This is a genomic window from Micromonospora sp. A3M-1-15, assembly GCF_024213425.1.
Classification (GTDB): domain Bacteria; phylum Actinomycetota; class Actinomycetes; order Mycobacteriales; family Micromonosporaceae; genus Micromonospora; species Micromonospora chersina.
On the sequence record NZ_JANAVK010000002.1, the window covers coordinates 155,502 to 169,259 of the forward strand.

Consider the following 13,758-nt stretch of genomic DNA (forward strand, 5'->3'; position numbering starts at 1 on the left):
GTACCCCCTCCGAGGACTGGATCGATTGCCATGAGCGCACCCCTGCGTTCGCGTCCCGCCGCCCCGCACCGGGCCGCCGACGCCCCGCTCGTCTTCCCCCGCATGCTCACGGTCGGCGTGATCGGCGCCGGCCGGGTCGGCACCGTGCTCGGCGCGGCCCTCGCGGCTGCCGGCCACCGGGTGGTCGCCGCCGCCGGCACCTCCGGTGCGGCCAGGGCCCGGATGGCGCTGCTGCTGCCGCAGACGCCGACCCGCTCCGCGGCCGCCGTGGCCCGTGCCGCCACCGACCTGCTGATCGTGGCGGTCCCCGACGACGCCCTCGCCGGGGTGGTCGCCGGCCTGGCCGAGGCCGGCGCGCTGCGCCCCGGCCAGGTGATCGCGCACACGTCCGGCGCACACGGGCTGTCCGTCCTCGCCCCGGCCGCCGCCGCCGGCGCGCGGCCGCTCGCGCTGCACCCGGCCATGACCTTCACCGGCACGCCGGACGACCTGACCCGCCTCACCGGCATCTCCTACGGGGTGACCGCCCCGGCCGAGCTGCGCGCGTTCGCCGCCCGGCTGGTGACCGACCTGGGCGGCGTGCCGGAGTGGGTGGCGGAGGGCGACCGGCCGCTCTACCACGCGGCGCTGGCGCACGGCGCGAACCACCTGGTGACCCTGGTCAACGAGGCCGCCGACCGGCTGCGCGACGCCGGGGTGGACCGGCCGGAGAAGGTGCTCGCCCCGCTGCTGCGGGCCGCCCTGGAGAACGCGCTGCGGCTCGGTGACGACGCGCTCACCGGCCCGGTCTCGCGGGGCGACGCGGGCACCGTACGCCGGCACCTGGAACGCCTGGCGGCGACCGCGCCGGAATCCGTGCCCCCCTACCTGGCGTTGGCACGACGGACGGCGGACCGTGCGATCGCGGCGGGCCGGCTGCGGCCGGCGGACGCGGCGCCGCTGCTGGACGTGCTGGACGGGATGGAGGTCTGGGCGTGAGGGCGCGGAGTGAGCCGGTTTTGCGAGCCCTGCAGTCCCGAACCGAGGAGGCACTGTGACCGAGCTGGTGCACACCCGCAAGGAGCTCGCGGCGGCGCGGGACGCGCTGACCGGCACGGTCGGCGTGGTGATGACCATGGGCGCGCTGCACTCGGGGCACGAGACCCTGCTGCGGGCGGCCCGGGAGCGGGCGGACCACGTCCTCGTGACGATCTTCGTGAACCCGCTCCAGTTCGGCCCGAACGAGGATTTCGACCGCTACCCGCGCACCCTCGACGCCGACCTGGAGATCTGCCGGCGGGCCGGCGCGGACGTGGTGTTCGCCCCGGCGGTGACGGACATGTACCCGGAGGGCCAGCCGACGGTGCGGCTGAACCCGGGCCCGCTCGGTGAGGACCTGGAGGGGCTGAGCCGCCCCGGCTTCTTCCACGGCGTGCTCACCGTGGTCATGAAGCTGCTCCAGCTCACCCGTCCCGACCTCGCCTTCTTCGGCGAGAAGGACTACCAGCAGCTCACCCTGGTCCGGCGGATGGTCCGCGACCTGGACGTGCCGACGGAGATCGTCGGGGTGCCGACCGTACGCGAACCGGACGGACTGGCCCTGTCCAGCCGTAACCGCTACCTGTCGGCCGACGAGCGGGCGGCCGCGCTGAGCCTGTCCGCCGCGCTGCGGGCCGGCGCCGAAGCCGCCGAGCAGGGCGCGGACGCCGGCGCGGTGCTGGCCGCCGCCCACCGGGGCTTCGACTCGGGTACGCCCGGCGCCCGCCTCGACTACCTGGTGCTCACCGACGCCGACCTGGAGCCCGGCCCGGTCTCCGGCGCGGCGCGGCTGCTGATCGCCGCCTGGGTCGGGGCCACCCGGCTCATCGACAACGCGGCGATCCACCTCGCCCCGCGTTCCTGACCCCATCACATCCCTTCGGAAAGGCACCCCGATGCTCCGGACCATGCTCAAGTCGAAGATCCACCGCGCCACGGTGACCCAGGCCGACCTGCACTACGTCGGCTCGGTGACCGTGGACGAGGATCTGCTCGACGCCGCCGACCTCATCCCCGGCGAGCAGGTCGCAATCGTGGACATCACCAACGGCGCCCGGCTGGAGACGTACGTGATCCCGGGGCGGCGGGGCAGCGGCGTGATCGGCATCAACGGCGCCGCGGCGCACCTCGTACACCCCGGCGATCTGGTCATCCTCATCTCGTACGGGCAGATGGACGACGCCGAGGCGCGCGCGTACCAGCCGCGGGTGGTGCACGTCGACGCCGACAACAAGGTCGTCGACCTGACCGCCGACCCGACGACGGCCGCCCCCGGCACCGCCGGCGACCCCGTCCCCAACCCGCTGGCCGCCGCCCTCAACTGATCTCGGGCCGCACGTACGGTCTGTCACCGGAAGGTCATTTCCCGCTACCCTGGTCGGACCGTCGGAATCGACGGTCGTCGGGCTGGGGGAGGCGCGATGGGCGGTGCGATGCGGGGCCTCGCCGCCGCGTTGGTCGCGGTCGTGGCGCTGGCCGGTTGCGCCTCGTCGGGCGGGCCGGACGGGGATCTCACCGACGACTGGGGCGCCCTGCCGCCGGCCGGCCCGTTCACCCCGGCGGCCGGGGTGTGCCAGGTCGCCGACTTCACCCCCGCCGTGGGCCTGTCCGGCTATGACCCGGTCGGCTGTGACCTGCCGCACCGGGTGGAGACGGTGCACGTGGGGGCGTTCACCGGCGAGCGGGCGACCCCGCCGGCGCTCGGCTCGGCCGAGCTGCGCACCGCCTTCGCGGAGTGCGACACCCGGGCCGGCGGCTACGTCGGTGACAACTGGCGGGCGGGCCGGCTGCGGCTGGCCGTGGCGCTGCCCACCGGCCCCGGCTGGGCGGCCGGTTCCCGCTGGTACCGCTGCGACCTGACCGAACTGACCACGGTCGAGGCGGCGGCGACCGTGGTGACCCGCACGGGCAGCCTGCGCGACGCGCTCAAGGGGCCGTCCCCGCTGCGGCTGGGCTGCCAGCGCACCGGCCGGGACGCCCGCCGGGTGCAGACCCTCACCCCGGTCGACTGCCGTGCCGCGCACGACGCCGAGTTCGTCGGGGTGTGGGCGGCGCCGGACCGCCCGTACCCGAAGAAGGCCGCCGACTGGGCGCCCCTCTACACCGGCTGCAACACGGTCCTGGCCAAGTACGCCGGCGTGCCCGACGACCCGACGCTGCGGTTCCGCAGCGGCGTGGTGGTCCGCCCGCCCGGCGCCGGCCGGTGGGTGGTCGGTGACCGGGGCGTGCGCTGCTACCTCTGGCTCAGCGACCGCACGGTGACCGCCTCCCTGAAGGGGGCCGGCCCGGCCGGCCTGCCGGTCCGGACGAGGTAGCCGAAACCACTCGTCCCGCCCCCGCCGCCCGGGATGAGAGGCCTTCGGGTTGACTGTGCTCATGGACCTTCCGACCGTCGACCTGCCGGCGCTGCCCCGGCTGCTCGCCGCGCCCGCACCCGGCTGGGTGGAGACCACCGACGTGATCGTCGTCGGGTCCGGGGTCGCCGGGCTGACCGCCGCGCTGCACCTGCGCGAGGCGGGGCTGCACGTCACCGTGGTCACCAAGGTCAACATCGACGAGGGTTCGACCCGCTGGGCGCAGGGCGGCATCGCGGCGGTGCTCGACCCGGCGGACACGCCGGCCGCGCACGCGTACGACACCGAGGTGGCCGGCGTGGGCCTCTGCGACCCGGCGGCCGTGCGGGTGCTGGTGGAGGAGGGTCCGACCCGGCTGCGCGAGCTGATGCGGATCGGGGCGGAGTTCGACCGCAACCCGGACGGCTCGCTGATGCTCACCCGGGAGGGCGGCCACCGCGCCGACCGGATCGTGCACGCCGGCGGCGACGCCACCGGGGCCGAGGTGCAGCGGGCGCTGCACGACGCGGTCCGCCGCGACCCGTGGATCCGGCTGGTCGAGCACGCCCTGGTGCTGGACCTGCTCCGTGCCCCAGGCGACGGGCCGGACGGCCTCGGCCCGGCCTGCGGGATCACCCTGCACGTGCTCGGCGAGGGCAGCGAGGACGGCGTCGGGGCCATCCTGGGCCGGGCCGTGGTGCTGGCCACCGGCGGGATGGGGCAGATCTTCGCGGCCACCACCAACCCGGCGGTCTCCACGGGCGACGGGGTGGCGCTCGCGCTGCGCGCCGGCGCGGCGGTCACCGACGTGGAGTTCGTGCAGTTCCACCCCACCGCCCTGATCGTGCCGGCCGGTGAGCCGGGCGCCGGCCTCGCCCAGCAGCCGCTGGTCTCGGAGGCGCTGCGCGGCGAGGGCGCCCACCTGGTCGACGGCGACGGCAAGCGGTTCATGGTGGGCCAGCACGAGCTGGCCGAGCTGGCGCCGCGGGACGTGGTGGCCAAGGGCATCCACCGGGTGCTGCTGGCCACCGGCGCGGACCACGTCTTTCTGGACGCCCGCCACCTGGGCGGCGACTTCCTGGCCCGGCGCTTCCCCACCATCGTGGCCTCGTGCCTGGCCATCGGCGTGGACCCGGCCGCCGACCTGATCCCGGTCGCCCCGGCCGCGCACTACGCCTCCGGCGGTGTCCGGACCGACCTGCGCGGCCGCACCTCCATCCCGGGCCTGTACGCCTGCGGCGAGGTCGCCTGCACCGGCGTGCACGGCGCCAACCGGCTGGCCAGCAACTCGCTGCTGGAGGGGCTGGTCTTCTCCCGCCGGATCGCCGAGGACATCGCCGCCGGGCTACCCGAGCAGGCGAAGCCGGCGGAGACCGGCGCCTGGGTGGGCGGCCAGGGCTGGCTGGTGCCGGCGGGTGCCACGCCCACCCTCCAGCGGGCCATGACCCGGGGCGCGGGGGTGCTCCGGTCGGCGTCGACCCTCGCCGACACCGCCGCCACCCTCACCGAGCTGGGCCAGGCCCGGGGCGTGCCGCGCACCGCCGACTGGGAGGCGACGAACCTGATGACGGTGGCGTCGACCCTGGTGGCCGCCGCGTACGCCCGCCGGGAGACCCGGGGCTGCCACTGGCGGGAGGACTTCCCGACGGCCGACGAGCGGTGGCGGGGCCACCTCGTCGCCGGCGTCGGGGCGGAGGGCTTTTTGAACGAGCGCTGGGAGGCTCGCGGTGAGCGCGAGGAGTGAGCCGGTCTTGCGAGCCCCGCAGTCGCGAACGAAGGAGGCTCGCGGTGAGCGCGAGGAGTGAGCCGGTCTTGCGAGCCCCGCAGTCGCGAACGAAGGAGGCACGGTGAGGGAGTCGACGGAGCGGGCGCTGCGGGCCGGGGGCCTGGACCCGGAGCGGGTCCGGCGGGTGGTCGTCGACGCGCTCACCGAGGACCTGGGCGCGGACTTCCTCGACGTCACGAGCGTCGCCACCATCCCGGACGCGCAGAACGACACCGGCGACCTGGTCGCCCGCGCCGACGGCGTGGTGGCCGGGCTGCCGGTGGCCGCCGCCGTGTTCGAGCTGGTGGGGGAGGTGACCGGGGCGGACCGTACCGTCGAGGTGTCGCTGGTGGCCCACGACGGGCAGCGGGTGGCGCGCGGCGACGTGCTGGCCACGGTGACCGGCCCGACCCGGCTGTTGCTCACGGCCGAGCGGACCGCGCTCAACCTGCTCTCCCGGATGTCCGGGGTGGCCACCCACACCCGGGCGTGGGCCGACGCGCTGGCCGGCACCAAGGCGATGGTGCTCGACACCCGCAAGACCACCCCGGGCCTGCGGGCCCTGGAGAAGTACGCGGTCCGCGCCGGCGGCGGCACGAACAAGCGGATGGGCCTGCACGACGTGGCCATGATCAAGGACAACCACAAGGTCGCCGCGGGTGGGATCGGGGCGGCCTTCCGCCGGGTCCGGGAGGCGTTCCCGGACGTCCCGGTGCAGGTGGAGGTGGACACCCTGGCCGAGGCGGTGGAGGCGGTCGAGGCCGGCGCCGACTTCCTGCTGCTGGACAACATGACCCCGGCGCAGCTGCGCGAGGTGGTCGCCGCGGTGGGCGACCGGGCGGAGCTTGAGGCGACCGGCGGGCTCACCCTGCCGGTGGCCGCCGAGTACGGGGCGACCGGCGTCGACTTCCTCTCCGTCGGCGCGCTGACCCACTCCTCGCCGATCCTGGACATCGCCCTTGATCTGCGCGAGGAATGACATGAGCTGGTCTTCGTTCGCGACTGCGGGGCTCGCAACCCCGGCTCACTCCTCGCGCTTCACCGCCGGCGCGAGCGCCGTCTAGGCTGCCGCTGTGCTGCTCTGCATCGACATCGGGAACACCAACACCGTGCTGGCGACCTTCGACGGCGACAAGCTGGTGCACAACTGGCGGATCAAGACCGACGCCCGGTCCACCGCGGACGAGCTGGGTCTGATGTTCCGGGGACTGCTCGCCGGTGACGCCGTGGAGATCACCGGGGTGGCCGCCTGCTCGACCGTGCCGGCCGCGCTGCGCTCGCTGCGCACCATGCTGGCCCGCTACTACGCCGACCTGCCCAGCGTGATCGTCGAGCCCGGGGTACGCACGGGCGTGCAGCTCGCCATCGACAATCCCAAGGAGGTCGGCGCGGACCGGGTGGTGAACACCCTGGCCGCGTACACCCTCTACGGCGGGCCGTGCATCGTGGTCGACTTCGGCACCACCACCAACTTCGACGTGATCAGCGGCCGGGGCGAGTTCCTCGGCGGCGCGTTCGCGCCGGGCATCGAGATCTCCTTCGACGCGCTCGCCGCCCGCGCCGCCCAGCTGCGCAAGGTGGAGGCCACCCGGCCCCGCTCGGTGATCGGCAAGAACACCGTCGAGTGCCTCCAGGCCGGTCTCTACTTCGGCTTCGCCGGCCAGGTGGACCGGATCGTCGAGCGGATGATTGAGGAGCTGGGCGAGGTGAAGGCCGTGATCGCCACGGGGGGCCTGGCCTCGCTGGTGCTCAGCGAGTGCCGCACCATCACCCACCACGAGCCGATGATCACCCTGATCGGCCTGCGGATGGTCTACGAGCGCAACAACTGAGCCTCACCGCCGCCGGGAGCGCAGCACCAGGGTGCGGTAGGGCAGCTCGACCGTGGCCCGGCCGGCCAGGTCGGTGTGGGTGGCGAAGAGTTCCCGCAGCTCGCGGTCGATCCGCTCCCGTTCGGCGGGCGTGGCGGTCAGCCAGTACGAGCGGGTGTGCAGCATGCCGACCACCTCGTCCGGGGTCAGCGTGGTGGTGTGGGCGAACTCGCCCAGCTCGACCGGGGTGAAGGCGGGCCCGAAGTCGGAGTACTTCTCGGTCACGTCGCCGGCGTTGTAGCCGAGGTGGGCGATCCGGGTCAGCTCCGCCACCCAGGTCACCCGCTCGTCCCGGACGTTCCAGATCGGCGCGAACGTGCCGCCCGGCCGCAGCACGCGGGCGATCTCGGCGTGCGCGGGCTCCCGGTCGAACCAGTGGTAGGCCTGCCCGACCAGCACGGCGTCGGCCGACCCGTCGGGCAGCGGCACCGCCTCGGCGCTGCCGGCCAGCGCCGTCGTGCCGGGGGTGGCGGCCGCCAGTTGCGCCCGCATCCCCGGATCCGGCTCCACGGGTACGACCTGCGACACCTCCAGCTCGGCACGTCTCGCGCCGCGCCGCGACCCGGCGCCGTCGGCTCCCAGCGCGAGCACGCCGCGGGTGAGGATGCCGGTGCCCGCCCCGAGGTCGACGACCCGTGCCGGGGCGGCCAGCCCGTCCAGCGCCCAGCGCAGCGCCTCCTCCGGATAGCGGGGGCGGAACCGGTCGTAGTCGGCGGCGGCGGCGCCGAAGGAGAGTGCCTGGTTCACGTCGGCCATGGGCCGAGGCTAGTGCCGCGGCCGGCCGCGCGGGGGTCGCCGTGGTGCGCCCGGTGGCGGTGGTCCGATCAGCGGCCGGGGCGACCGGGTGCGGCGATCGGCGGGCGCCGGGTCAGGGTCGCCGCGTCCGGGCGACCAGGGTGCGGTAGGGAAGGTCGACGGTGTCCCGGCCGGCCAGGTCGGGGTGGGTGGCGAGCAGGTCGCGCAGCTCGGCGTCGACCTCGCGGCGCCGGTCCGGCGCGGCGGTCAGGTAGTGCGAGCGGGTGCGCACCATGCCGAGCAGCTCGTCCGGGGTCAGGGTGGTCGCGTGGCCGAACTCGCCCCACTCGGGCGACGCGAACCGGGGGCCGAAGCCGGTGACCGTCGCGCGCAGGTGGTCGACGGTGTCGCCGATCTCGGCGATCCGGTTCAGCTCGGTCACCCAGCCGACCCGGTCGTCGCGGAGGTTCCAGATGGCCGCGAAGATCCCGCCGGCCCGCAGCACCCGGGCGATCTCCGGGTGCGCCCGATCCCGGTCGAACCAGTGGTACGCCTGGCCGACCAGCACCGCGTCCGCGTACCCGTCGGGCAGCGGGACCGACTCGGCGCTGCCGGCCCGGGCGGCGACGCCCGGCGTGGCGGCCCCGAACTGGGCCCGCATCCCGGGGTCGGGCTCGACGGCGGTCACCTCGTGCCCGAGGGCGAGCAGGCCGCGGGTGACGATCCCGGTGCCGGCGCCCAGGTCGACGGTCCGGGCCGGCGGAGTGAGGTCGTCGAGCGCCCACCGCAGCGCGGCCTCGGGATAGCGGGGCCGGTAGCGGTCGTAGTCGGCCGCGGCGGCGCCGAACGACAGGGCCTCAGTGGGGTCGGTCATGGCGGGCAGGTTATCCCGTAACGACCCGGCGGGCCCTTGAGTACGCTCGGGGCCTGACCCCGCCCGAATTCTCCGTCTGAGGAAGCGTGCCGTGACCGAGCAGAACGCCCTGCCAGTAGACCCCGCCGACGACCTTCCGGAGCAGATGAAGGTCCGCCGGGAGAAGCGGGACCGGATGCTCGCCGAGGGCGTCGAGCCGTACCCGGTCGGCTTCCCGCGGACCACCACACTGGCGAAGATCCGCGAGCGGTACGCCGAGCTGCCCACCGACACGGCCACCGGCGACCGGGTCTCGGTGACCGGCCGGGTGATCTTCGTGCGCAACACCGGCAAGCTGTGCTTCGCCACCCTGCGGGACGGCGACGGCACCGAACTCCAGGCGATGCTCTCCCTGGACCGGGTCGGCGCCGAGCGGCTGGACGACTGGAAGCGCCTGGTCGACCTGGGCGACCACGTCGGGGTGACCGGTGAGGTGATCACCAGCCGGCGCGGTGAGCTGTCGGTGCTGGTCGAGGAGTGGGCGGTCACGGCCAAGGCGCTGCGCCCGCTGCCGGTGGCGCACAAGCCGTTGAGCGAGGAGGCCCGGGTCCGGCAGCGCTACGTCGACCTGGTGGTCCGCCCGCAGGCCCGGCAGATGGTCCGCACCCGGGCCACCGCGGTGCGCAGCCTCCGGGACACCCTGCACGCGCAGGACTTCATCGAGGTCGAGACCCCGATGCTCCAGTTGCTGCACGGCGGCGCGGCGGCCCGCCCATTCGTGACCCACAGCAATGCGTTGAACACCGATCTGTATCTGCGAATCGCGCCGGAACTGTTTCTCAAGCGTGCGGTCGTCGGCGGCGTCGACCGGGTCTTCGAGATCAACCGCAACTTCCGTAATGAGGGCATCGACTCCTCGCACTCGCCCGAGTTCGCGATGCTCGAGACCTACCAGGCGTACGGCGACTACAACACCATGGCCGAGCTGACCCGAAATCTCGTGCAGCAGGCCGCCCTCGCGGTCGCCGGCTCGACGGTGGTCACGCACGCCGACGGCCGCGAGTTCGATCTGGGCGGCGAGTGGCGCTCGGTGTCGCTGTTCGGTGTTCTTTCCGAAGCGCTCGGTGAGGAGGTCGCCGTCCGCACCGAAAGGGCCCGCCTCGTCGAGTACGCGGACAAGGTCGGCCTCTCCGTCGACCCGAAGTGGGGCCCGGGCAAGCTGGCCGAGGAGCTGTTCGAGGAGTTGGTGGTCCCGTCCCTGCAGGCGCCCACCTTCGTGCGCGACTACCCGGAGGAGACCAGCCCGCTGACCCGGGCCCACCGCAGCGAGCCGGGCCTGGCCGAGAAGTGGGACCTCTACGTGCTCGGCTTCGAGCTGGGCACGGCGTACTCGGAGCTGGTCGACCCGGTGGTGCAGCGGGAGCGGCTGGTGGCCCAGGCGCAGCTCGCGGCCCGGGGCGACGACGAGGCCATGCGACTGGACGAGGACTTTCTCCGGGCGATGGAGTACGGAATGCCGCCGGCCGGTGGTATGGGAATGGGAATCGACCGGCTCTTGATGGCGCTGACCGGCCTGGGAATTCGGGAAACCATCCTGTTCCCGTTGGTCCGGCCCGAGTAGCACAGAAGCTTCTCCGGGTCGTTACCGCATCCTATTGACGGAGCAAGCAGCGGGCGGGTTATTGTGCTCCTGTATTACAGGGGCGCAACCCTGCTCGAAAGGAATGTGGGACGTGGCCAAGCAGATCATTCACAAGCTGGTCGATGACCTGGACGGCGGGGACGCTGACGAGACCGTCAAGTTCGCGCTCGACGGTGTGCAGTACGAGATCGACCTCTCGGCTTCCAACGCTGAAAAATTGCGGGACGTATTCGCGCAGTACATCGCGCACGGGACGAAGGTCGGTCGCGGCGGGGTGGTCGTGGGTGGCCGGGCCGCGCGGGGTCGTGGCGGCGCGACCGCGGACCGCGAGCAGAACAAGGCCATCCGGGCCTGGGCCAAGAAGGCCGGCAAGGACATCTCCGACCGGGGGCGCATCCCGCAGGAGATCGTGGACGAGTACCACGCGAAGGCGGGGCACTGACCCGACGACCCCCGCAGCGGGCGACACGACGCCGGACCGGAGTGCCACTCCGGGCCGGCGTCGCCGTTTCCGCCCACCTGCGCCGTCTGTCCGGTCCGCGCCGGCCGCGCCGGGGGCGCTCCGGAGCCGGGAAGAAACCGGTCCCCGGGGGAGTTGTCCACAGGCGGTGGAGATGCTGTCCACAGGTTGTGGAAGACCGCGGCCGGGCGCCGACGCCCCCGCATGAGCCCCTCGACCGGGCTTTTCCACCGGCGGTCGAATTTCGCTCTGCGCGTACAGGCTGGGGTACCGGAACACCTCCTGAGCGCGGACGGTTGTCAGAAACGACGCGTGCACGACCATTCGCGGGGACACACGACCTCAGCGGAGTCGGTCCGCGGCGATAGAGTAAGGAGGCACGGACGCCCGTCCCGGACGTCCGCGCACCGGCCCCGCCGAGATCTGACCATCAAGGCGCACGGCACGTGAGGAGCACGAGGGCATGTTCGAGCGGTTCACCGACCGAGCGCGACGGGTTGTCGTCCTGGCCCAAGAAGAGGCCCGGATGCTCAACCACAACTACATCGGTACGGAGCACATCCTGCTGGGCCTGATCCACGAAGGTGAGGGTGTCGCGGCAAAGGCCCTGGAGAGCCTCGGCATCTCCCTCGAGGGCGTCCGTCAGCAGGTCGAGGAGATCATCGGCCAGGGCCAGCAGGCGCCGAGCGGGCACATCCCGTTCACGCCGCGGGCCAAGAAGGTGCTGGAGCTGTCGCTGCGCGAGGCGCTGCAGCTCGGCCACAACTACATCGGCACGGAGCACATCCTGCTCGGCCTGATCCGTGAGGGCGAGGGCGTCGCCGCCCAGGTGCTGGTCAAGCTCGGCGCCGACCTCAACCGGGTCCGCCAGCAGGTGATCCAGCTGCTCTCCGGCTACCAGGGCAAGGAGCCGGCCGCGGCGGGCGCCGCGCCGGGCGAGGCCGCGCCGTCGACCAGCCTCGTGCTGGACCAGTTCGGCCGGAACCTGACCCAGGCCGCCCGCGAGGGCAAGCTCGACCCGGTCATCGGGCGCGAGAAGGAGATCGAGCGGGTCATGCAGGTGCTGTCCCGCCGCACCAAGAACAACCCGGTCCTGATCGGTGAGCCCGGCGTCGGCAAGACCGCCGTGGTGGAGGGGCTGTCCCAGAAGATCATCAAGGGCGAGGTGCCCGAGACGCTGAAGGACAAGCAGCTCTACACCCTCGACCTCGGTGCCCTGGTCGCCGGCTCCCGCTACCGCGGTGACTTCGAGGAGCGCCTCAAGAAGGTGCTCAAGGAGATCCGCACCCGCGGCGACATCATCCTGTTCATCGACGAGATCCACACCCTGGTGGGTGCGGGTGCCGCCGAGGGCGCGATCGACGCCGCCAGCATCCTCAAGCCGATGCTGGCCCGTGGCGAGCTGCAGACCATCGGCGCCACCACCCTGGACGAGTACCGCAAGCACCTGGAGAAGGACGCCGCTCTCGAGCGCCGCTTCCAGCCGATCCAGGTGGGTGAGCCGTCGCTGGCCCACACCATCGAGATCCTCAAGGGCCTGCGGGACCGCTACGAGGCGCACCACCGGGTGAGCATCACCGACGCGGCTCTCGTTGCTGCCGCGACTCTGGCCGACAGGTACATCTCGGACCGCTTCCTGCCGGACAAGGCGATCGACCTGATCGACGAGGCCGGCGCCCGGATGCGCATCCGCCGGATGACCGCGCCGCCAGACCTGCGCGACTTCGACGAGCGGATCGCCCAGGTCCGCCGCGACAAGGAGTCCGCGATCGACGCGCAGGACTTCGAGCGGGCCGCGCAGCTCCGTGACAAGGAGAAGCAGCTCCTCGGGCAGAAGGCCCAGCGGGAGAAGGAGTGGAAGGCCGGTGACCTGGACGTCGTCAGCGAGGTCGACGACGAGCAGATCGCCGAGGTGCTCGGCAACTGGACCGGCATCCCGGTCTACAAGCTGACCGAGGAGGAGACCTCGCGCCTGCTGCGCATGGAGGACGAGCTGCACAAGCGCGTCATCGGCCAGGAGGACGCGGTCAAGGCGGTCTCGAAGGCGATCCGGCGAACCCGGGCCGGCCTGAAGGACCCGAAGCGCCCGTCCGGCTCGTTCATCTTCGCCGGCCCGTCCGGCGTCGGTAAGACCGAGCTCTCCAAGGCGCTCGCCGAGTTCCTGTTCGGCAGCGAGGACGCCCTCATCCAGCTGGACATGTCCGAGTTCCACGACCGGTACACGGTGTCCCGGCTCGTGGGTGCCCCTCCCGGCTACGTCGGCTACGACGAGGGCGGGCAGCTGACCGAGAAGGTGCGTCGTCGGCCGTTCTCGGTGGTCCTCTTCGACGAGATCGAGAAGGCCCACCCGGACGTGTTCAACACGCTCCTCCAGATCCTGGAGGACGGGCGGCTCACCGACGGCCAGGGTCGGATCGTGGACTTCAAGAACACGGTCATCATCCTGACCACCAACCTCGGCACGCGGGACGTCGCCAAGGCGGTGTCGCTGGGCTTCCAGGCCTCTGAGGACTCCGAGTCGAACTACGACCGGATGAAGCAGAAGGTCAACGACGAGCTCAAGCAGCACTTCCGGCCCGAGTTCCTGAACCGGATCGACGACACCATCGTCTTCCACCAGCTGCGCGAGAACGAGATCCTCCAGATCGTGGACATCATGATCGCCCGGATCGAGACGCAGCTGAGGAACAAGGACATGGGCCTGGAGCTGACCGACAACGCCAAGAAGTACCTGGCGAAGAAGGGCTTCGACCCGGTGCTGGGCGCGCGGCCGCTGCGTCGCACGATCCAGCGCGACATCGAGGACAACCTGTCCGAGCGGATCCTCTTCAACGAGCTGACCCCGGGTCAGATCGTGGTGGTGGACTGCGAGGGCGACCCGGACAACATCGACAAGTCCAAGCTCGTCTTCCGGGGCGCCGACCGGCCGGTGGCCGTGCCGGACGCGGTCCCGGCGGACCTCGGCGGCACCGCCGCCACGGGCGCGGACGACGCCGCCTGAGTTCGGGCAACTGATCGAGGGCGACGGCCCCGGCAGGCGAAAGCCGCCGGGGCCGTCGCCTTTTCCCTGCTCGGAGGTCGG

12 protein-coding genes are annotated in these 13,758 nt (G+C 72.8%); 10 read left to right on the top strand and 2 right to left on the bottom strand.

The genetic code is table 11. The features are described from left to right. The first annotated feature begins 30 nt into the window (after positions 1 to 30). From NLX85_RS10395 to NLX85_RS10425, 7 genes are all read left to right on the top strand, one after another. Positions 31 to 978: a Rossmann-like and DUF2520 domain-containing protein gene (locus tag NLX85_RS10395; protein ID WP_254334011.1), complete on the top strand. Its 948-nt coding sequence runs from the start codon at positions 31 to 33 to the stop codon at positions 976 to 978. A 55-nt stretch (positions 979 to 1,033) separates the two neighbouring features. Further along, complete coding sequence (gene panC, locus NLX85_RS10400) at positions 1,034 to 1,882, top strand: pantoate--beta-alanine ligase (protein ID WP_254334013.1); 849 nt, start codon at positions 1,034 to 1,036, stop codon at positions 1,880 to 1,882. A 31-nt stretch (positions 1,883 to 1,913) separates the two neighbouring features. Further along, positions 1,914 to 2,342 (top strand): aspartate 1-decarboxylase, encoded by a 429-nt coding sequence (gene panD / locus NLX85_RS10405; protein WP_091267084.1) that lies wholly within the window; start codon positions 1,914 to 1,916, stop codon positions 2,340 to 2,342. A 96-nt stretch (positions 2,343 to 2,438) separates the two neighbouring features. Next, positions 2,439 to 3,332 (top strand): septum formation family protein, encoded by an 894-nt coding sequence (locus NLX85_RS10410; protein WP_254334015.1) that lies wholly within the window; start codon positions 2,439 to 2,441, stop codon positions 3,330 to 3,332. 61 nt (positions 3,333 to 3,393) lie between these two features. Then, on the top strand, positions 3,394 to 5,094 hold the full coding sequence (locus NLX85_RS10415) for an L-aspartate oxidase (protein ID WP_254334016.1): 1,701 nt from the start codon (positions 3,394 to 3,396) through the stop codon (positions 5,092 to 5,094). Positions 5,095 to 5,197: 103 nt separating this feature from the next. After that, the gene (gene nadC / locus NLX85_RS10420) at positions 5,198 to 6,094 is read left to right on the top strand and encodes a carboxylating nicotinate-nucleotide diphosphorylase (protein ID WP_254334018.1); all 897 of its coding nucleotides are present in this window, start codon (positions 5,198 to 5,200) and stop codon (positions 6,092 to 6,094) included. 94 nt (positions 6,095 to 6,188) lie between these two features. Beyond that, a complete protein-coding gene (locus NLX85_RS10425) occupies positions 6,189 to 6,947 on the top strand; it encodes a type III pantothenate kinase (RefSeq protein WP_254334020.1) in 759 nt (252 codons plus the stop codon). A 3-nt stretch (positions 6,948 to 6,950) separates the two neighbouring features. Here NLX85_RS10425 and NLX85_RS10430 read toward each other — a convergent pair whose 3' ends face one another. Both NLX85_RS10430 and NLX85_RS10435 read right to left on the bottom strand, forming a co-directional pair. Next, positions 6,951 to 7,742, bottom strand: a complete 792-nt coding sequence (locus NLX85_RS10430; RefSeq protein WP_254334022.1) for a class I SAM-dependent methyltransferase — start codon at positions 7,740 to 7,742, stop codon at positions 6,951 to 6,953. Between the two features lie 112 nt (positions 7,743 to 7,854). Then, positions 7,855 to 8,595 (bottom strand): class I SAM-dependent methyltransferase, encoded by a 741-nt coding sequence (locus NLX85_RS10435; RefSeq protein ID WP_254334030.1) that lies wholly within the window; start codon positions 8,593 to 8,595, stop codon positions 7,855 to 7,857. Positions 8,596 to 8,686: 91 nt separating this feature from the next. Between NLX85_RS10435 and lysS the strand changes: the two genes are divergently transcribed. The 3 genes from lysS to NLX85_RS10450 all read left to right on the top strand — a co-directional run bounded on the left by lysS (position 8,687) and on the right by NLX85_RS10450 (position 13,677). Continuing rightward, positions 8,687 to 10,195, top strand: a complete 1,509-nt coding sequence (gene lysS / locus NLX85_RS10440) for a lysine--tRNA ligase (RefSeq protein ID WP_254334032.1) — start codon at positions 8,687 to 8,689, stop codon at positions 10,193 to 10,195. 112 nt (positions 10,196 to 10,307) lie between these two features. After that, on the top strand, positions 10,308 to 10,658 hold the full coding sequence (locus NLX85_RS10445) for an Lsr2 family protein (RefSeq protein ID WP_091267630.1): 351 nt from the start codon (positions 10,308 to 10,310) through the stop codon (positions 10,656 to 10,658). A gap of 481 nt (positions 10,659 to 11,139) precedes the next feature. Next, a complete protein-coding gene (locus NLX85_RS10450) occupies positions 11,140 to 13,677 on the top strand; it encodes an ATP-dependent Clp protease ATP-binding subunit (RefSeq protein WP_046562693.1) in 2,538 nt (845 codons plus the stop codon). Positions 13,678 to 13,758 lie beyond the last annotated feature (81 nt).